The following is a 20,870-nucleotide window of genomic DNA, read 5'->3' on the forward strand; positions in this document are numbered from 1 at the left end:
TAGCACAAAAGTCTGTGGCAATAACTTGTAAAGCACTGCTTAACTTGAAATATTCTGTTATAAATTATGAATATTTAAACGGTTATATTTGCCAAACGGTGGTTTATATAACCTTATAGATTATAACTAAACGCTTAAATCATATGGTGTTACCTGGTAAACACAATAGTTTAACCAGTTACTGTATAAAAGATTGCCATGACTACGCCAAGTCGCACGAGGCTTTTCATTTTTGTCATCATTTGGGTAGTAATTAACAGGCAATATTGGTTCTAAGTCTTCCTCAAGGTCCCTTATATATTCACTATTTAATGTATGTGCGTCATATTCTGGGTGGCCTGTAATATAAACTTGCTTGCAATCTGGACTAGCCGCTAAATAAACACCTGCCTCAGGTGCATCAGCAAAGACCGCTAAATCAGTGTGCTTTTTAATCTCATCACTATTAAATTCGGCATAACGTGATAAAGGAGCCCAAAATTCATCATCAAAACCTCTTACCAGTGGATGTTGATGGTGGTGAGTTTGATGGGCAAATATGCCAGATAATTTATCATCACGCGTCACTTTTTCTAGATCATAGAATATTTTTAACGCAGCCTGTGCTGACCAACATAAGAATAAAGTAGAAGTTACGTTATGCTTTGACCACTCCACTATCTCAGTGAATTTTTCCCAGTAGTAAACATCTTCAAAAGGAATAGTACCTAGCGGCGCACCAGTGATAATAAATCCATCCCATTTCTTTTCTTTGATACGTTCAAAATCACCATAAAATTTATCTAAATGTTTTTGCGGTGTATTTCTACTTGCTCTTGCATCTACACGTAATAATTCAATATCAACTTGTAGCGGTGTATTTGATAGTAAACGCATTAACTGAGTTTCAGTCTCAATTTTTTTAGGCATTAAATTCAGAATTAATACACGTAAAGGACGAATGTTCTGATGACTAGCGCGACTTTCCGACATGGTAAAAATATTTTCAGACTTGAGAATACTTGAAGCTGGTAAATCGTCTGGAATACGAATTGGCATAATGAATCCCTATAAAAATAAATACGTTTAGACATCTAGAAGTCTAACATTTAAATTGTAATTGAAAACACTTAATTCAATTTTTTATTTATCAACATATGCTATCAAGAATCAAAAAGTCACTTTTTCTAGTATCTCATGGTGTCATTAGTTAGACTGAGGTAGCACATTTATCCCATTAAATGAGTAATCAAATTATTCTAGGCTAGTATGATTACTCCATAAAAATGAAAGGAACAAGCATGCAAGAGTTTACAACCGTTGTCGCAGACTTAAAGAAAAAGAAACACGCAGAAGCTTACCTTAGCTTGATGTCCCATTATGCATGTGACCCTATGGGTGGAAGTGAAGATATCAGCCGTTTTGCAAAAGAGAATTTGGTGAGCACCTTACTTAAGCGTAATGATGTCGTTATCATTTTAGTATTTAATGGAGATAAACCAGCTGCATTATTAACAGCAATAGAAGGTTTCTCTACCTTTGCTTGTAAACCACTATTCAATATTCATGATGTTGTTGTACATGTAGACTTTCGAGGAAATGGATTAACAACGCACCTTTTTGAGAAGATTGAAGAAATTGCAAAACAACGCGATTGTTGCAAAATCACCTTAGAGGTCTTGAGTGGTAACTCTATCGCTTGTAAAGCTTACAAGCGACTAGGGTTTTCAGATTATCAACTTGATCCAGAGTTTGGTAGCGCCTTGTTTTGGACCAAACAACTATAAGATTAAGTTATACCAATTATATTAAATAAGTGATCTAAATTTTGCGCAGAAAAAATGACTTAGTTTAAGGCGTAATTTGAGTTAAATAGTTGTTCTATTTGCGAAAATTACAACGAAGAAATAAGTTATTTTAGCAAGTAAAATAGATCAGTTAATTAGTGTGATTGGTATTATTAAGCAGTAGCAACCTAATCGCTACTGCTTGGATTATAATTATCTTGTATATCTTTAATATCTATTGCCATTTTATCCATATCAACGTTATTAATACCTTGCGCATTAACTTCAGATTTAAAGGTTGCATGAAATTCACCTTTAGGATTAATTAAAATAATAGAGGCGCTATGGTCAATAAGATATAAATCATCATCTGTATCACCCTCTTCTACAATGCTATAACTTAACCCTAATTGCGTTACAAAAGGCCATAATTGTTTATGGGTACTCGTTACACCAATAAAATTAGCATTAAAATAATTAACATAGTCAGCAAGCTGTTCGGCTTTATCTCGGTTAGGATCAACGGAAACAAAAACAACCTGTGTGGTTGTTTTATCATCATTAGTTAATTCAGGGTAAACATGATCTAAATGTGCCAGTGTCGTTGGACAAATATCAGGACAGTATGTGTAACCTACAAACAAAATAGTCCACTTCCCGAGTAAAGACTCATTGGTAAAGGCAACTTTTCCTGCTTTTTCAAAAGAAAAATCAGGCAATGAAGTAGGAGGCTGTGTCAGTACTAATGATTTATTGACTCTTTGCAAAGCAGAGTAGTTAGCATCGCTTACATCCGCTCCTTTAAAGCAGCCTAAAGCAAAAAACATTACCATCGCAACGCTGCAAATAAAAATAATCAGAGATTTCATTTATGATACTCAACTAAATTAGAATATTAAAACGTAATCATACACTTTTAGCGAGCAGTAATCGCACATAAACAACTCAAAATAACGTATAGCTCACCGATAATTACATCCAGTCAGCTGTACGAATGACGCCAACAGCAATACCTTCTATATTAAAGCTTTGATGTTCTAAATCGATCTTAATAGGGTTGAACAAGGTGTTCTCTGCTTTCAGAGTGACATCTTTGCCATCACGATAGAAACGCTTGACCGTCACGTCTTCTTCTACTCTTGCCACAACCACTTGGCCATTATTGATATTTTGAGTTTTATGAACAGCCAATAAATCACCATCCATGATCCCAATATCTTTCATACTTTCGCCTTCAACGCGCAACAAAAAATCAGCGGCAGGATGAAATAAAGCCGGATCTACATCGTAGTGTGTTTCCACATGCTCTTGCGCTAAAATCGGCTCACCAGCGGCCACTTTACCGATTAATGGTAACCCTTCAGCAACTTCTTCATTGTCTTTATGCTCAGTCACCACTTTAATTCCACGTGATGTACCCGATAAGATTTCAATTGCACCTTTACGTGCGAGTGCTTTTAAATGCTCTTCTGCCGCATTTGCACTTCTAAACCCAAGGATCTTGGCTAACTCAACACGAGTCGGTGGCATGCCTGTTTTTGCAATTTGATCTTTGATGACGTCTAGGACTTCGCCTTGGCGCTTAGTTAGCTCTTTCATTAGATTCTCCACGCTATTATCAACTGTAAACAAACACAGTGTATATTTATACATGAATAAATACTAGTCAGAGAGAGGGTTTTATTTAACGAGGGAACATTAAATGGAAGCTATTATTCATAATAACGCTTCCATTGAGGCAATTATAGCTTTCCGGTATAAGTTAAGGTCGTTGCACCTGCGGTATTTTTAGGGCCAATCCAATTTAATGCATCAGCAATTTTAGGGGCAAGTTTATCGGTCCCTTGAATTTCGCCATTTAACTCATAAATCGCATTCTTACCTAATACAATATCTAAATTGGTAACAAGCTGATCAGATTCTTGAGATACAAATGCACTCACATTACCTTGAGCACACCCTAAGTCGGCAGTAGGTTGGCCTAAATTAATATCACCATATTGGCTGAGGGTCTTAGCATTTTGCCAAAGTATATTACCGTCTAATTGTTGACAATAGGGTTGCCCTTGCTTGAACTCTTTTATCACCACAGAAAAGTCACCTTGTAGGGTGCCTGGTAAACGTCTAGGTAAATAATGCATTAGCTGCTCAGAAGTAATATCTAAAATAACATTAGAAGCACTCACACCTGACATATTATAGGCAACCACACCTTTACCTGACATTGCATCTGGACCATTATTAAATGATACCGCCGCTTCAAGTGTTAGCGATAACAATGACATCGGCTTAATATCCCATTGTACATTTTCAAACTTGGTTTTAGTGTTAATAGAAATAGATTGAGCTTGCCCATGCCAAATAGTACCCGTTACATTATTTACTTTAGCAACATTGCGAGGTAGCCAATCTACTACAGCAGCGGCAGGTAACTTAACCACCAGCGTAATGCAGTAGATAAATATAATGAGTAATGCAATTTTAAATTTCATTGGTAACCTTTTGTAATGCTAATAGCTTAAAGATAAACGGTTTACCTTGATCATTCCAGGTACCTTATCTTTACTTAGATCTGCCGTTAGTATCTGTATTTGATGTTGATTTTGTAAACTTGTCATCCATGCAACAAACTCATTAAACTCCACTTGATTAATCAAAAGATTAACACTGTTTTGTCGACCTTGAATGCGCGAGATGTCTATTTGTCTGCGTTTAGCTGTGCTGCTGATCAATTGCGCTAAATTTTGTTTCTCTCCCACTTTATTGACAACTGTACCTGAAGCAACCAGTTTATTGGCATTCACTTCCACCCAGTGCAATGTTTGCTGAGCATTTTTTAATTTGAGTTCACTCGCTGCTAGGTTATCTGCAATCGGTTGCCATACACTAAAATAAACCAACGCAATAAAAATAGCGAGTAAAGAGGCAAGGGTTAGTTTTTGCTCTCTTTCTGTAATGCTATGCCACCATTTATTAACTTGTTCAAACATTATTTAGCCCTCACAGTAACAGTGCCACTAATACGGTTTTTATTATTATTTAAAGTCCCTTGTTGTACATCATATTGCGCAGGAATTTTTTCTACTAATTGTTCAAATGCCTGAAAGCTATCCGCACTAATAGCTAAACTCACCTGTTGGTTTTTACTGTCAAACTTTACGTTTTCAATGCTTAAATTCGGGATAGATTGTAGTGCTGGAATAAGATTATTTAACACAATTAACAGCCCTGTTTCAGGGGCTTTGCTATTAGCTTGGTTTAATAAACTTCTTAGTTTTTTCTTAATCCGCGTATAAGGCAAGCGACCTTGTCCAGGTAAGGCTTTTTGATACACTGTCTCTACTTGTTGCTTCACAAGTTCAGTCTGTGTCTCTAGTTGTTGAACTTTGACTAAAGCATTAATCACGATCAGGGCAAATAAAATGACAGCTGCAACAGCGCAATACTTCCACTTATCAAGATGTAAGTTATTAGGTTTATTTACTTTAAATTCACCGGTTAATAAATTGCAATTATTAGCAATACAACCTTCTGCTAGCAACTGCATAGGCAGCATGATTTGACCTGCCTTCCATTGCCCTACGCATTGACTAGGGATGCCGCTATAACTTTTAATCACCTGTTCGTTATTATCTGCTAGGCGCAATTGTAAAATATCTGCGAGCATTTCGTTATCACAACTCCAAGCTTGATAAGTACCCTCTCTTATCAACCATTGATTTTCAAGTTGCAATGCTTGCCACTCTTGCTCGTTAGCGTCAGGTAAAGCAAGCGTTTCAGGAATAAAATGCAGGCAAGGGATTGCCGCTTTCTCCAGCCAATCTAACCACATCTGCATTTTACTTTTATAACAAATTGCCACATCAACAAGGCCAGTTGATTTATTGAGAATTGAAAAGTGTAATTTATCCACATCACTGGCTAATTCATCTTCAAGAATATAAGGCAATGCTTGCTGTATTTGTCGTGTTAACTTACCGTTGATAACAACTGATTTTAATGTCACATCAACACTCGGGGTAAGACAAATTACCTTACGTAATTGTGCTTTTTCAGTTAACAACGTTAAAGCATTTGCATTCTCTAGCTCACCCGATGCAATAATTTCTTTTTCACTATCAGACCATACTAGCCAATGTATTGCTTGTTGTTGATCGCTTGCTAAGCGAATAATTAGTTGTTCACTCACTGATTGTCTCCGAGTTATCCACTTCTTCTATTGCTGCATATTGGAAGCGTATTGTAGTCGCTACTTTACTCTCTACTTTGAGTAATAACTTTAAAGCCATTGCCCGCTCTTCAAATTCTGCTATGCCATTCATTTGAAAAAAATCACTGGTCACACTTAATTGTGCTTGCACTGTATCTGGTATTGTTTCATTACTAAAAATATCTGATTCTAAAAACTCCGCAACACTTATCCATCCACTAGTAGGCCTTTCCTCTAACAAACTTTCTAGCTGATCAAGGGTAATAGAAGTATCACTTGTAAAGAGAGCAAACAAAACCTCTGCTTGATCTGCCTTAACTGTATTTACATTAATCAATTGGTCCGTTGCAGGTAACGCACATAAACGATCTTTTATGTGTAGATAGATTTCTGCAGTCATACCTTGTATTGAGCGTAACTCAGAAATATCGACCATCAATTTATTTGCTGTTAAATGAGGGACATTCAATGATTCATAATACCTATCTTCAGCCCCTTGTGAGTCATTAGCAGCATCATCACTATCGACCCAGTCTCTGACCGACTCTGAGATCACATCAGCACTGTACTCTTCGACATCCATTGCAGTTAATAAAGCTTTCAACTGAGATACGCCTAACTCTTCATTACTTTCACTGGCTAGCGCATTCAAATTAAAGCAGCTGCGTTTATCAATCATGTGCCCTAAAATAGATCCTTCATCAACAGGAAAAATAAGATCAGGGGTTGCCCATATTTGATCTAGGCTGACGACATCACTATCAGCAAAATCGTTATTGATAATAAGCTGACTAAAATCGACCATTGCTTGAGTGTACCAATACATTTTCTGAGAATAATTAAGCCCCTCAGTACGTAACAAACTAGAGGTCATTCGTCCTGTCATAGTCGTTGCAACGGTCACCATGATAGCCAATATCATTAATACAGTAATTAACGCAATACCGGCTTGTTTACGAGAATTATTCATCACTTACAACCGTACTAGCAGGCAATACAAAAACTCGCCTCAGCTCACCAAATTTTTTACTTGTGATCACCATTTCAATGCCTGAGGGTATCTCGCTTGCTGTTGACCAAGTTGTTGTCCATCCATCATCCCAAAAGCGAAATGTTAAGTTTTCAATGTCATTTAAGATAACCTGTTGTTCGGGCTCTTCTCCTGCGACAGCATCAGGGTGCAAATAATACAGACGCTGTAATTGTTCATTTTGGACTCGATAACCTACCCTTAAAATATTCGATCTTGGTAATAGGTTAAGTGGATTACTCCAGCCTAAGCGATTAAACTCTATGCCTTCGAAATCTGAATCTAAGACTGCTTGCCCAACATATAAAGCTTGTAACTTTTCATCATCGACACCGGGTGTTCTCGATTGCCTTGCTACCATTTGTACAAAATCCCGCTCGATTAATATCATTCCGCGCTGTACTTCAGTTAAGCTCTGGTCATGCTCTCGACTGATTTCGCCGCTGCGTAATACGCCTTGTAAAATTTGATATGCAGCTAGGCTTAATACGGCGAAAATAGCAATCGCGACTAATATCTCAATTAAGGTAAAACCTGCTTGTCGAGCTGCCTTAGGGCAATTACTTTTGTGCAATGTAAGTCCTTATATGCCCTAATGCTTTTCCATCTTTAATATCACTTACTTCCACATCCAATGCTCTAAAATCACTATTACTTGTCGCAACACCTTGATAACGAACATACCATTTGACACCTGAGAACTCGACTTCTTCACGTGTCCAACTTGTATTCGGCCATTTTTCGAGTAGTTTCAACTCAGCAAGCTTGTTACTGGCTACCCACATCGCAAATGTTTTCTGCTGTAAATAACTCTGGTTATTTAACGCTTGTGAAGCAGCTTGCATTACCGCTAAACCCGATGTCGCTAAAATAACTAATGCAAGCATCACTTCCAATAACGTCATTCCACGTTTTTTCTGTAATGTACCTGACCTAGCTAGATATCTCATTTAGTCATTTACCCATTCAGTTTGAATGTCGCCGGTCATCGCAACTTTAACGATCACAGTAGACTGCTGATCGCCATTATTAGTAAATTGATAGTTAAAAGGGGTCACTTCACCGCTAGACATAATAAAAACGTGAGGATAAAAGTCATTTGCTTGAAAACTACTTTCTTGATCAAAAAGTGTACTATTGTTATTACTGTTTTGTAATGTTTCCAACTCACCCCAAACATTATCATCTAAATTATATTGAGCAGTAATCGTCTCGGGTATCACAACATTGCCATTAATGCGGTCATTAACTAAAGGTAACCACTTCTTACTTTTGTAATCATAAATAACAAAGGTAAAGCTATGCTCATTAAATTCGATGCCTAATTCGGCATTTAATATTAATGCCTGATCTTCAGCCAATTGCAATAATCTACTAAAACGTTGCGCATACCATTCGCTACCTTTAGTCGTACTACCTGAACTAGGTAAAGTCATCACAACACCAACGGAGATCATACCCATTAAAACTAACACGAGCATGATCTCTAATAGGGTAAAACCCGCTGTTTTACGCATTAAATAATTTACCCTATTAACAATGGTTATTTATCATTTAAATTCCAGTTACCAATGTCATCATCCGTGCCTTCTTCAGCGTCTAGACCAACAGAAAGAATATCTATTTTGCCATGTTCGCCTGGGCTATTTAAAACATAATCATTACCCCAAGGGTCTTGCGGTAAACGTTTAATATAACCATCATCACGATAATTACGAGGCACAGGAGAAACAGTCGGCTCGGTTTCTAGTGCTTCTAAACCTTGGTCTGTTGTTGGATAAACACTATTGTCTAATTTATACATATCTAATGCATTCTCTAATGCCACTATGTCTGATTTCACTTTTTGTATATCAGCTTTGTCTTTGTTACCTATTAAATTAGGTACCACCATTGAAGCTAATACACCTAGTATGACGATAACCACCATGATTTCTAATAAAGTAAAACCTTTTTGTGTTGTTTTGCTAATTGAGTTTTTCACGAAATGACCCTTTTATGATTAAATGAATGGTTTTAGCTGCCTGAAACCATATTATTAAGTGCCAATATTGGCTGTAAAATAGCAGCGACAATAAATAAAACAACACCCGCCATAGAGATAACGAGTGCAGGCTCAAAAATGCCTAATGCTAATGTAACTTGCGCAGAGAATTGTTTGTCTTGATTATCTGCAGATCGTTCCAACATATTTCCTAATTCACCACTTCTCTCACCACTTGTAATCATATGTAGCATCATGGGAGGAAATAATTTTGTACTGCCTAAGGCTTTACCTAAGCTTGTTCCTTCACGTACACGTTCAGCAGCTTCACTTACTTTCAAACGAATATATTGATTACTTAATACATCACCAGCAATCGCCATCGCTTCTAACAAAGGTACAGCGCTACTATTCAAAATACTCAAAGTACGTGCAAAACGCGCAGTATTCAATTCATTTACTACCTTCCCCACCACGGGAATATTTAATAATAAACGATCGAATTTTAACTGATTCTTGGCTTTTTTAAGATATTGGCTAAATAGCAATAAAGCCAAAAGGCAAATAACCACAAAATACAAGCCATAGGCGCTCAAAGCATCACTTGTAGCAATCAAGAATTGTGTAGAGCGAGGTAAATCAGCCCCCATATGTTCAAACTGCCCAACTACTTGCGGCACAACAGAAGTTAATAGAATCGCCACAACTGAAATAGCAACCAAGGTTAAAACGATAGGGTAAATCAAGGCTTGCATCATTTTGCTTTTCATTTCTTGACGTTGCTCTGCATAATCAGCCAGCCTGTCCAATACTTTCTCTAAATGGCCTGATTTCTCACCGGCAGCAACCATTGCACAAAATAAGTTATCGAAGATGGTTGGGTAGTTACGCATACTATCAGCAAGACTATAACCTTCAATAACACCACCACGAACAGATTGAATCATGGTTTTTATTTTTGGTTTATCACACTGGTCTGCAACTGCCTGTAATGACTCTTCAATCGGAATACCTGAAGCAACTAAAGTTGATAGTTGACGAGTTATTAAAGCTAGGTCAGCCGTTTTTATCTTGCTTTGAATAAAGCTATTATTAGATTTTTTACGTTTCGAGGCGATGCTATCGACTTCGATAGGCGTTAAGCCTTTGTTACGCAAGTGTTGGCGCAACATACGGGCAGAGTCAGCTTCTTCAGTTCCTTTTTTTTGTTTACCTTTAGCATCTAGTGCCTTGTATGTAAAAGTAGCCAAATTAGTCCTCTCTTGTTACACGTAGAATTTCTTCAAGCGTAGTTTGCCCTGACAACACTTTTTGTATTCCATCTTCACGGATACTTTTTGAGGTTTGACGTATTTCACGTTCAATGGCTTGCTCACCGGCGCCTATATGTATTAACTCACGTACTTTTTCGTTAACAACAAGTAGCTCATGTATTCCTGTACGCCCGCGATAACCAGAGTGATTACAATGCTGACATCCCACAGGACGGTAAACAATCGCTTGCTCATTACTCTCAACCCCAAGGATCTCTTTTTCTGGAGTTGTAGCAGGATGAGCCTGCTTACATTGAGCGCATAACCGACGTACTAAACGTTGTGCTAATACACCGAGAACACTAGATGACAAAAGAAATGGCTCAACCCCCATATCATGCAAACGGGTAACGGCACCTACAGCGGTATTGGTGTGTAAAGTAGATAATACTAAGTGTCCGGTTAAACTGGCTTGTACGGCAATTTCTGCCGTTTCGATATCACGTATTTCACCAATCATTACCACGTCAGGATCTTGACGTAAAATAGCGCGTAAGCCGCGCGCAAATGTCATATCAACTTTAGTATTAACTTGCGTTTGCCCAATACCATCGATCGCGTACTCAATTGGATCTTCAACGGTTAATATATTTCTATCTTTCGAATTGATTTCTAATAGACCAGCGTAAAGCGTCGTACTTTTACCTGACCCCGTTGGTCCTGTGACTAAGATGATACCGTGTGGTTTATGCAACAGACTTTGCAATAAAACATGGTTTTGTTTGGTCATGCCTAATGTTGCAAGCTCTAATTTAACTGCGTTTTTATCCAATAAACGTAATACCACACGCTCACCATGACTTGCAGGCATAGTAGAAACACGCACATCAACTGCTCGCCCACCAATGCGTAATGAAATACGTCCATCTTGAGGAATACGTTTTTCAGCAATATCCAATTTTGCCATTACTTTAATACGTGAAACGAGTAACGAAGCAAGTTTACGCTGAGGTTTTAATATTTCACGTAAGACACCATCAATACGAAAACGAATAATTAAAGATTGTTCAAAGGTTTCAATATGAATATCAGAAGCTTCTTCTTTAATGGCCTCCCCTAGCATGGCGTTAATCAACTTAATAATCGGCGCGTCATCTTCAGCTTCTAGCAAGTCTTCATCACTAGGCAACTCATCCGCTAAGGTAAACAGATCGTCATCCCCTAAATCTTGCATTAGTTGCTGAGCTTCTAAAGTAGAAGATTGATACGCCTTAGCAACTAATCGATTAAAAACGTCACTATCCACCAGCTTAGTCGTAAAAGCATGGCCAATCACACGACGCGCCTCAATCAATAAATCGACACTCGGTGTTTGTTTAAAACACAATTGACTGTTTCTGCCTTCATGCGACATCACTAATTCATGTTTTTTAGAAAAAGCGAAGGGTAACTGCCCTGAAGGCGTAAACTCTATATTGTCAGCTTGTTCAATGACGTCAAGGTCACTTAAATCGTTCATATTACCCAATCCAACTTTTATTGTAATGCTTCAGCTTGTTGTTTTGCTTGCTCTAATTCAAAATCCACGACTGCTTGATTAGACTCACTGCCTTCTTTAAAGGTATAAGGGTCTATTTCAACTGGCTGGCCCCATTCTGGTAATAATGGCACATTAGAGTCTGGCATTAACTCGATACCATCAACTGCTTGACCTAATTGAACTTGGCGAATCAATCCATATTTACGTTGACTCAATTCCAACATAGTTTGATCGTCACGAATAATAGTTGGGCGAATAAAGATCATTAAATTACGCTTTTCAGTACTACTCTTAGTCGATCTAAATAGCTGCCCTAAGTAAGGAATATCACCCAATAAAGGCACTTTATCTACGGTTTCATTAACTGCTTCATCAATTAACCCACCAATAACAATCGTTTCACCTGATTTAGCTAAAACGGTAGTTTTAACTGAACGAGTTGCAAAAATAACATCAACAGAAGTTTGGCCTTGGATATTAGACACTTCCTGTTCGATTTCCATCTGCACAGAATCACCTTCGTTAATTTGCGGTGTTACCTTTAACTTTATTCCCACCTCACGACGTTCAATAGTTTGGAATGGATTATCATTAGACGAGCTTGACGTTGACCCCGTCAATACTGGTACTTCATCACCAACAATAAAACTCGCTTCTTGATTATCCAAAGTCGTTAAACTTGGAGTTGCTAATATATTTGATCCCGTTGTCGTACTAAGGGCTTGTAGTATTACCCCCCAATCATTACCAACGAAACCAGCGATACCACCAGCCAGTGAAGATAAAGAATCAATAACATCTGTTAGATCATCTTCGTCGTTATCCACTTGGTAAGCACCAGTAATAATTTCACTCGTAGAAATACCATTGTCGTTAAACTGTGTTCCACCAGCTGAAGTAGAAGCCCACTGTACGCTCAGGTTAATACCACTGCCTTCTGATACCTCCACCACAATCGCTTCAACTAATACTTGAGCACGCCTAATATCAAGTTGACGAATGATACTGCTAAGCGAAGACATTAATGCCGGTTGAGCAGAAATGACAATGGAATTAGTCCCTGCATGAGCTTGAATATTCAATGACGATTGTTTACTCGCATTAGAGGCACCAGCACTTTTACCTACAGTTTCTTCAATCCCTTTACTCACACCATTCAATACATCTACGACTTCTTTTGCATTCGCATATTTCAGGTAAAAAACACGTGTATTACCGTTATTTTTTAACTCATCATCTAAAGATTTCACTAATTTAATAACACGAGCGCGGCTTTTAGGCTCACCACTAATAATTACCGAGTTAGTTCTTTCATCTGCAACTAAGCGCGGCTTGAGTACACTGCTAGTAGATGTTTTAGATGTGCTTGGTGTTTCTTGGATTGAGTTGATCATATTTACCATGTCTAAGGCACTAGCAAACTGAAGTTTTACAATATCAACTTCTTGGTCGCCTGCTTTATCTACGCGCTGAATAATATTCACCAGTCGATTAACAACAGAAGCTCTACCTGTGATCATAATAACGTTTGAAGGGTCATAGTGAACAACATTACCGCCACCAGCACTGTCATTAAGTTGACGCAATAAAGGAGCAAGCTCTCTCACTGACACATTAATAACAGGCACCACTCGGGTGACCATTTCATCACCTTTATATTGTGTGCCATTATCCACAACAGGAATCGCAGCAACTTTTGCATCCTTAGCTTTAATCACTTTCAAAATGCCATTGTCCATTTCCACAACAGCAAAGCCGTAAACCTCTAGGACATTTAAAAAGAATTGATAATATTGCTGTTCATTTAATAAATCATAACTACGAACATTAATTTTCCCGCGCACAGCAGGGTCTAAGACAATGGTTTTATTAAGATTTTTACCTACAATATTAATAAATTCATTCAGATCTGCATTTTTGAAACTAGCGGAGTACTCTGCTGCTTGCACTACTGTAGACTGTGAAAATAAAATAAAAACACTGGCTGCTAACATACCTGCCAATTTTTTCTTTATCCCTAAACTCATTACAACAACCTTCTGTTTTATTATATTATTTATCACAAGCTAACTTTAGATAACAATTTTTATATACTATGGAATACTAAAGAACAATTCGTTTATTTCACCATCACGATCAACCGTTAAGCTAATATCTGTCATGGTAGGAAACTCTTTCATCAAGCCAACCGCTTCTGCTGTATTGGTTAAATCAACACCGTTTAACTCAATGGCTAAATCACCTGCAATTAAGCCTGCTTCTTCAAAAAGTTCAGGATCTTTACCTGGATTAACACGGTAGCCTTTCACGACATTACCCTCTCTTACTGGCGAAATTTTAATGTAATCAAGCAATTTAGCGGGGTTATCAATTAAAGAGTTTCTATCTAACTCAATTTTTTTAGATTTATCTGGTCTAGATAATACCGTTTGCCCTCTTTCTACTCTGTCCATTCGTTCAATATCTTTTTCTAGACCATCAAGCACTAAGGTTTGTGCTTCACCATCTACGACAATGATAATACGGTCCTGGTATATCTCGGAGACTCTTGCTCCCGTTCCAGGAATATCAGAGTCGATAAAATAACTGTCTTGTGAGTTTTTGTATTCGATAATAACACTTGAGTAAGCAGGCTCTGTCGCAGCAATAATACCTACCAAGGTTAACTTAAGCTTGGTTCTAGGGGCATCAGTGGTTTTTCCTTGTACCTTTCTTTCGCCGACAAACTGTCCGAATAAATGCTGTTCTTGTAATAATTTAGTGGTTAATTGCTCGCTATTATCATCATTTTTGGTTGTATTTGTCGCTGGGGTCCATGTATAAGATTGTTTTTTTACAGGGTATAACCCCCATGTTAATAGAGCAGCTTGATAAGCAATAAAAGCGCATAATATGGCTAATGTAATTTTAGGAAGTTGAGAGATCATCGGTATTCTTATTTATTCCTGTCACTAAATCATTAACTGTTAATGATTACATTTTATCTTTATCTTCTTGTTATACAAATTATTAATATTAAACAACACCGATAATAAGTAATTTAATAAGTCATGAATATACAAATCACAAATAAATAGTAATATTTAATACGGTATTATGCATCAAGTGTACCTTGTTTTATGCATTTATGACCCCATTTATTATGGCTCAGTTCACTCTTTTCTTTTATTTTGGCAAATAGTAGCATTTTGCTACACTCTAATTCATTTATAAAACGAGGCGATGATGACAACGCTAACAGTTAGACTAGATAAATGGCTATGGGCAGCTCGTTTTTACAAAACCCGAAGCATTGCTCGTGATATGGTACAGGGTGGCAAAGTCCATTATAACGGCCAACGCTGTAAAGCAAGTAAAATGGTTGAAATAGGCGCACTACTCTCTCTTCGACAAGGAGAGCAATTATTTGAAATCACTATTGAAGCAATTTCAGATCAACGTAGAGGTGCACCGATTGCTCAAACACTTTATAAAGAGACTGAAAAAAGCATTATTAAACGAGAACAATACCAAGTACTTAGAAAGTTAAGTTTGCAAAATGCACCGCACCCAGATCGCAAACCAAATAAAAAAGAACGGCGTGAGCTTATACAAGCTAAAACGCAACGTAACACAGCAAAATTTGATTAATCGCTGCAAAAATTAATATTGAGAGAACTTATGACAGACCAAATACAACGTTTCCTATTTGATGATTTTGAAATTCGTGGGGAAATTGCCCAAGCTCATCAAGCATTTCAACAATGTATTGATAACCATGATTACCCTGCTGAAGTCGCTAATACAATTGGGGAGCTGTTGATTGCCACAAGTTTATTAACGGCAACTCTAAAATTTGAAGGAAAAATCACCGTACAAATCCAAGGCGATGGTCCTTTAAGTATGGCAGTGATTAATGCGAATCAAGATTTAGAAGTTAGAGGAACGGCACGCTGGAAAGGTGATACCACAGGTCTTTCATTTTTAGAATTAATTGGTAAAGGTAATCTAATGATTACAATCACCCCTGAAAATGGAGAGCGTTACCAAGGCATAGTGGCATTAGAAAAAGCAACATTGGCCGCTTGTTTAGAGGATTACTTTGTCCAATCTGAGCAACTTGCAACTAAAATAAGCTTATTTGCAGACAGTCAATCATCGCCTAAACAAGCAGCGGGCTTATTGATTCAAACATTACCTGCAAGTAGTGAAAACCACGAAGAAGATTTTGCACATGTATGTGCTTTAGCATCAACGATCAAAGCTGAAGAAATTTATACGTTAAAAAATGATGAGTTACTGTTTCGTTTATATCACCAAGAGCAAGTTCGTTTATTTGAAACACAACCAATTAGCTTTAAATGTGGGTGTTCTAAAGAACGTTGTTTATCGTCTTTAGCGTCTTTAGATCCAACTGAGATAAAAGAAATTTTAGAAGAACAAGAAAGTATTGAAATGCGCTGTGAGTATTGTGCAACAACTTACTCTTTTAAAGAGCAAGACTTGCAAATTTTATTTACTGCAACGGACCAAAAACACTAAATTTCATTTTAATGAACCCTGCATCACAAAATTACCATAACCCTCCATGGGTTATGGTTTTTCCCCTATAAATTAGAAACTGATCCCACTTAATTTATTGCGTTTCACTTATTCTTACCTCTCCTATTCACGCTTTATCAATAAAATATAAAGAAGAGAGTAAGTTATGTCCTCAACCAAGCTATCTGCAACACAATTACAACAATACGGAATTAACAGTGCATCAGAAGTAATTTATAACCCAAGTTATGAAGTCTTATTTGCTGAAGAGACTCAAGACTCACTGAGTGGTTGTGAGAAAGGGGTAATTACTAGTAATGGCACAGTTGCTGTTGACACTGGTATCTTCACAGGGCGCTCTCCTAAAGATAAGTATATTGTTAAAGATGATACAACACGAGATACCATCTGGTGGAGTGATCAAGGCAAAAATGACAATAAAGCTATCGACCAAGCAACATGGGAGCAATTAAAAAACACAGTGACTGAACAGTTATCTGGTAAAAAACTGTTTGTTGTGGATGCTTATTGTGGTGCCAATATTAACTCTCGATTAAAAGTACGTTTTATTATGGAAGTGGCTTGGCAGGCACACTTTGTTAAAAACATGTTTATTCGTCCAACAGAAGATGAGCTTATCGATTTTGAGCCAGATTTTGTAGTCATGAATGGTTCCAAAACAAATAACCCTAACTGGCAAGAACAAGGCTTAAATTCAGAGAATTTTGTTGCATTCAATCTGACTGAAAAAGTGCAGCTTATCGGTGGTACTTGGTATGGCGGGGAAATGAAAAAAGGCCTATTTTCTGTCATGAACTACTTATTACCGCTGAATGGAATGGCATCAATGCATTGCTCAGCAAATATTGGTCAAGCTGATGATACTGCTATTTTCTTTGGTTTATCTGGCACAGGCAAAACAACTCTTTCAACAGATCCTAAACGAGCGCTAATTGGTGATGATGAGCACGGTTGGGATGATGAAGGTGTATTTAACTTTGAAGGAGGCTGTTACGCTAAAACTATCCGCCTAAGCGCTGAAGCTGAGCCGGATATATTTGGTGCAATCAAGCGAGATGCACTACTTGAAAACGTTGTGTTTGATGAGCGAGGTGTAGTGGATTATGACGATGCAAGCAAGACTGAAAATGGGCGTGTATCTTACCCAATCCATCATATCGAAAATATAGTCAAACCAGTCTCTAAAGGCGGCCACGCTAAAAAAGTGATCTTCTTAACAGCAGATGCTTTTGGGGTATTACCACCTGTCTCAAAACTGGATAAAGCGCAAACTCAATATCATTTCTTATCTGGGTTTACGGCTAAGTTAGCTGGTACTGAACGAGGTATTACAGAACCAACACCGACATTTTCAGCTTGTTTTGGTGCAGCATTTTTAATGCTTCATCCAACACAATATGCACAACAATTAGTGAAACGAATGGAAGCTTGTGGTGCAGAAGCTTACTTAGTAAACACTGGATGGAATGGCTCTGGTAAACGTATCTCGATAAAAGATACTCGTGGCATTATTGACGCTATCTTAGATGGTTCAATTGAAAAGGCTGAAACCAAAACAATTCCTATCTTTAATTTAGCAGTTCCTACTGCATTACCTAATGTAGACAGTGCGATCTTAGATCCTCGAGATACTTACGCTAATGCACAAGAATGGCAGACAAAAGCAGAAAAATTAGCACACTTATTTATCGAAAACTTTGATCGCTATACAGACAAGGAAGAAGGTAAAGTGTTACTGCATGCTGGACCAACATTAGACGATTAAAAATAATTAATTAACCTAATACCAAAAAAGCCAATTTAATTATAAATTGGCTTTTTTAATTATTAACACAAAACATTAATAATCACTCATCTATTACTGCTATTGACCAACGTAAGTTAAAGTTAGTTTATTTTTTAACTAAACAGCATTCTCGCCCACATGCCAAAAGGACTTGTAAAACCAGTTGTTACCGACGTGATAACCCCTTTATCAACAACAATGATCGTTGGCGTCAGACTAATTTCCCATGCTTTTCCAATGTGACCTTTTTCATCATTTACAACAGTAAAATCATAATCTTTAGCGCTAAGGTACTGTGCTACTCGCTCATTCCCTCCGGAATTTAAGGCCACAGAAACAACCTGCATCTGATTATCAACAAAATCTACCGACGGGGACACAAAGCTACAAACACTGCACCAAGTAGCCCAAAAATAAACCATTACCGGCTTATCTTGGCTCATTGCGATCAAATCAATATTTTCACCTTGTACACTAGTCGCAATTAACTCAGGAGCCTTGCCTGACACAATTGATTGAGCACGCCAAAAATCCACTCCCCAGCCTAATGCCAAGGCAAAAAAAACATAAAGAGCAATTGATTTAATACGTGAGAACCAAGTCTTTTTACTTTTATTTTCTTCTGTCATTTTACTGCCCTTTTGCTTTCTGTATCGCATTTATAACATCATCACTATTTAGAATGGTTGATAACTCAATACCATTAGGTGCGCCAGGACCATATACAATATTAAAAGGAACGCCATAGCGGTTAAACGATTGTAAATAAGCAGTCACACTATCGGAACGTACTGTCCAATCGCCACTCATGGCAATCACCCCCTCTTCTTGTAAAGCAGAAGAAACAGGCTCTTGTAATAACACCCCGATTTTATTTGCTTTACAGGTAACACACCATTGCGCGGTAACATCAACAAAAACAACATGGCCTTGCGCGACTTCCTGCTCTATCAGTTGTGAATCAAGAGGAACCCAAGGAATGTCATCTTTTAAAGGTGTGCTCCAGTAAGCAGAGGTCAAACTAGCCACAATTAAAGCAAAGGCTGTAATGATTAAAAAGACGCCAGTACGAATGAAAAAGAGACGGGCACCGTATTTTTTAAGCGTTAAAACAGCAAAAATAGATAAGATAAACAAGGCAATTAAAGAAGCATAAAAAATACCAATAAAGCTACTTAATAAGCTCACTAACCAAAGGCAAGTGGCAAGAATTAATAAAGCAAAAAAGCCCTTAACGCTCCCCATCCATTTACCAGGTTTAGGTATCAACAATGCGATACTAGGAAATATTGCAATCAATAACCAAGGTAAAGCCATACCTAACCCAAGAGCAGTAAATACAGCAAACAATTGCCATACTGACGCCCCCAAAGCAAAAGCAACAGCCGTGCCTAAGAATGGAGCACTACAAGGCGTCGCCAGCAATGTAGCAAACATACCTTGTAAATAATGCCCTAGATAGGAGTGGCCACCTTTTGTTGCTAACCAAGTTTGTACAGAGGAAGGGAGTTGAATCTCAAATAACCCGAGCATATTAGCTGTGAATATTGCCGTGACAATAACCATAAACCCGATAAAGTAAGGATTTTGAAATTGAATTCCCCAACCTAACGCTTCACCCGAAAGTTTAAGCACCATCAGAAATGCAGCTAATAACCAAAATGAGCTAATAATACCAACACTGGATGCTATAAATTGTTTTCTAATTTGCGAGCGCTTACCATCACTAGCACCAAGGACAGAGCTTAGCTTCATGCCTAAAACAGGTAAAACGCAAGGCATAATATTTAAAATCAAGCCACCTAACAGTGCAATTAAGAAAATAGATAGAATAGAATCGCCATCGTATATGATAGGTTGGTTACCTAAGGTTGTCGCCACTTCAACCGCAACACCTTGGTCAACAACAGTAATATTCATTGTTGCTTTCTTCAGGTCAACATCACCAGCCCAACTACTTGCAGAAAAACTGGCTGTCACTGTCTTATCTGAGACTGAAATAGTAGGTTTTGAATAAAACACATTGTCTAGTTCAGGATTGCTACTATCAATAAATAAATCTGGCTGCTGCCATGCTACTTGACTGGTTAACTGAACAACGATTTTTTGATTGATTTGATCCCATGAACTGATAAGACTAGTAATATTAGCATTATTATTTTTAGCCTTAATTGCACTTTCGCCAACCACAATAGGCACACTACTCACCGCTTGGGCATAAGCAAAAGCAACATCTTGGTCAAGACTTAAAGCGCCCGGAAAAAAGCTTAAATCAACTTCATAATCGGTTAATACACAGATAGTTGTGCACGAAGCAAGCGTCAATGTACCGTTTAATACAGTCACTTCATTTGCATCATTAAGGTGTAGTTTAATAGGAAAGTGTATTTGATCTTTATAACCCACAGTTTCAACCCCTAAAACAGGGTAACGTTTAGGTGTTGGCCAAGACCAATCAATACTACTAATATTAGTTGAATGAGGCTGCCATTCAAACGTTGGTGCTACACCTCCTTCACCAGGAGATCTCCAATAGGTTTTCCAGCCTTCATCCAAGCTCACATTCAATATCGCATTGACGGAGTTATCCTCAATTTGCCCAGTTAATTGTAGATTTACTTTCACTGGGGGATGGTTGGCATTAGTTAGCCACCCTGTTTCAGGTGCTTGTGCAAAGGCACTGGAAGAAAAAGTAAAAAATACAATTAAATATAATAGATAAGACTTGATGATGGGCATTATTACTCCAGAAAGCTTAA

21 protein-coding genes are annotated in these 20,870 nt (G+C 37.7%); 4 read left to right on the forward strand and 17 right to left on the reverse strand.

Translation table 11 applies throughout. The features are described 5' to 3' along the window. Positions 1-126 precede the first annotated feature (126 nt). A complete protein-coding gene (gene metA, locus V6256_RS05845; RefSeq protein WP_341597136.1) occupies positions 127-1,038 on the reverse strand; it encodes a homoserine O-acetyltransferase MetA in 912 nt (303 codons plus the stop codon). 242 nt (positions 1,039-1,280) lie between these two features. Between metA and V6256_RS05850 the strand changes: the two genes are divergently transcribed. Next, positions 1,281-1,766, forward strand: a complete 486-nt coding sequence (locus tag V6256_RS05850) for a GNAT family N-acetyltransferase (RefSeq protein WP_341597137.1) — start codon at positions 1,281-1,283, stop codon at positions 1,764-1,766. Positions 1,767-1,954: 188 nt separating this feature from the next. Here V6256_RS05850 and V6256_RS05855 read toward each other — a convergent pair whose 3' ends face one another. The 14 genes from V6256_RS05855 to gspC form a co-directional block, all read right to left on the reverse strand. Then, entirely contained in the window at positions 1,955-2,635 is a 681-nt protein-coding gene (locus V6256_RS05855; RefSeq protein WP_341597138.1) for an SCO family protein, read from the reverse strand. A 103-nt stretch (positions 2,636-2,738) separates the two neighbouring features. After that, positions 2,739-3,365: a transcriptional repressor LexA gene (lexA, locus tag V6256_RS05860; RefSeq protein WP_341597139.1), complete on the reverse strand. Its 627-nt coding sequence runs from the start codon at positions 3,363-3,365 to the stop codon at positions 2,739-2,741. A 143-nt stretch (positions 3,366-3,508) separates the two neighbouring features. Continuing rightward, positions 3,509-4,258 carry a type II secretion system protein N gene (locus tag V6256_RS05865; RefSeq protein WP_341597140.1) on the reverse strand — a complete coding sequence of 250 codons (750 nt, stop codon included), beginning with the start codon at positions 4,256-4,258 and terminating at the stop codon, positions 3,509-3,511. 18 nt (positions 4,259-4,276) lie between these two features. After that, complete coding sequence (locus V6256_RS05870; RefSeq protein WP_341597141.1) at positions 4,277-4,756, reverse strand: type II secretion system protein GspM; 480 nt, start codon at positions 4,754-4,756, stop codon at positions 4,277-4,279. After that, positions 4,756-5,955 carry a type II secretion system protein GspL gene (gspL, locus tag V6256_RS05875; RefSeq protein WP_341597142.1) on the reverse strand — a complete coding sequence of 400 codons (1,200 nt, stop codon included), beginning with the start codon at positions 5,953-5,955 and terminating at the stop codon, positions 4,756-4,758. The genes V6256_RS05870 and gspL overlap by 1 nt, the downstream gene beginning before the upstream one ends. Then, positions 5,948-6,946: a type II secretion system minor pseudopilin GspK gene (gene gspK / locus V6256_RS05880; RefSeq protein WP_341597143.1), complete on the reverse strand. Its 999-nt coding sequence runs from the start codon at positions 6,944-6,946 to the stop codon at positions 5,948-5,950. The genes gspL and gspK overlap by 8 nt, the downstream gene beginning before the upstream one ends. Next, positions 6,939-7,580, reverse strand: coding sequence for a type II secretion system minor pseudopilin GspJ (gene gspJ, locus V6256_RS05885; protein ID WP_341597144.1), 642 nt, complete (start codon positions 7,578-7,580; stop codon positions 6,939-6,941). Before gspJ ends, gspK begins: the two co-directional genes overlap by 8 nt. Then, a complete protein-coding gene (gspI, locus tag V6256_RS05890) occupies positions 7,567-7,956 on the reverse strand; it encodes a type II secretion system minor pseudopilin GspI (RefSeq protein WP_341597145.1) in 390 nt (129 codons plus the stop codon). Before gspI ends, gspJ begins: the two co-directional genes overlap by 14 nt. Continuing rightward, positions 7,957-8,523 (reverse strand): type II secretion system minor pseudopilin GspH, encoded by a 567-nt coding sequence (gene gspH, locus V6256_RS05895; RefSeq protein ID WP_341597146.1) that lies wholly within the window; start codon positions 8,521-8,523, stop codon positions 7,957-7,959. 26 nt (positions 8,524-8,549) lie between these two features. Further along, positions 8,550-8,990: a type II secretion system major pseudopilin GspG gene (gene gspG, locus V6256_RS05900; RefSeq protein ID WP_341597147.1), complete on the reverse strand. Its 441-nt coding sequence runs from the start codon at positions 8,988-8,990 to the stop codon at positions 8,550-8,552. 32 nt (positions 8,991-9,022) lie between these two features. Next, entirely contained in the window at positions 9,023-10,240 is a 1,218-nt protein-coding gene (gspF, locus tag V6256_RS05905; protein WP_341597148.1) for a type II secretion system inner membrane protein GspF, read from the reverse strand. Position 10,241: 1 nt separating this feature from the next. Further along, positions 10,242-11,762, reverse strand: a complete 1,521-nt coding sequence (gspE, locus tag V6256_RS05910) for a type II secretion system ATPase GspE (protein WP_341597149.1) — start codon at positions 11,760-11,762, stop codon at positions 10,242-10,244. A 17-nt stretch (positions 11,763-11,779) separates the two neighbouring features. Continuing rightward, a complete protein-coding gene (gene gspD, locus V6256_RS05915) occupies positions 11,780-13,810 on the reverse strand; it encodes a type II secretion system secretin GspD (RefSeq protein ID WP_341597150.1) in 2,031 nt (676 codons plus the stop codon). A gap of 66 nt (positions 13,811-13,876) precedes the next feature. Next, positions 13,877-14,710: a type II secretion system protein GspC gene (gspC, locus tag V6256_RS05920; protein WP_341597151.1), complete on the reverse strand. Its 834-nt coding sequence runs from the start codon at positions 14,708-14,710 to the stop codon at positions 13,877-13,879. Between the two features lie 298 nt (positions 14,711-15,008). On the opposite strand from gspC, the gene hslR reads away from it, so the two are divergent. The 3 genes from hslR to pckA all read left to right on the forward strand — a co-directional run bounded on the left by hslR (position 15,009) and on the right by pckA (position 18,090). Next, entirely contained in the window at positions 15,009-15,413 is a 405-nt protein-coding gene (gene hslR / locus V6256_RS05925; protein ID WP_341597166.1) for a ribosome-associated heat shock protein Hsp15, read from the forward strand. Between the two features lie 30 nt (positions 15,414-15,443). After that, the gene (gene hslO / locus V6256_RS05930) at positions 15,444-16,304 is read left to right on the forward strand and encodes an Hsp33 family molecular chaperone HslO (RefSeq protein ID WP_341597152.1); all 861 of its coding nucleotides are present in this window, start codon (positions 15,444-15,446) and stop codon (positions 16,302-16,304) included. Positions 16,305-16,470: 166 nt separating this feature from the next. Next, positions 16,471-18,090, forward strand: a complete 1,620-nt coding sequence (pckA, locus tag V6256_RS05935) for a phosphoenolpyruvate carboxykinase (ATP) (RefSeq protein ID WP_341597153.1) — start codon at positions 16,471-16,473, stop codon at positions 18,088-18,090. A 134-nt stretch (positions 18,091-18,224) separates the two neighbouring features. On the opposite strand, the gene V6256_RS05940 is transcribed toward pckA, so the two are convergent. Further along, positions 18,225-18,740 (reverse strand): protein disulfide oxidoreductase, encoded by a 516-nt coding sequence (locus V6256_RS05940; RefSeq protein WP_341597154.1) that lies wholly within the window; start codon positions 18,738-18,740, stop codon positions 18,225-18,227. Between the two features lies 1 nt (position 18,741). After that, positions 18,742-20,850 (reverse strand): protein-disulfide reductase DsbD family protein, encoded by a 2,109-nt coding sequence (locus V6256_RS05945; protein WP_341597155.1) that lies wholly within the window; start codon positions 20,848-20,850, stop codon positions 18,742-18,744. Between the last annotated feature and the right edge of the window lie 20 nt (positions 20,851-20,870).

The sequence above is a fragment of the Psychromonas aquatilis genome (assembly GCF_038155185.1).
Classification (GTDB): domain Bacteria; phylum Pseudomonadota; class Gammaproteobacteria; order Enterobacterales; family Psychromonadaceae; genus Psychromonas; species Psychromonas aquatilis.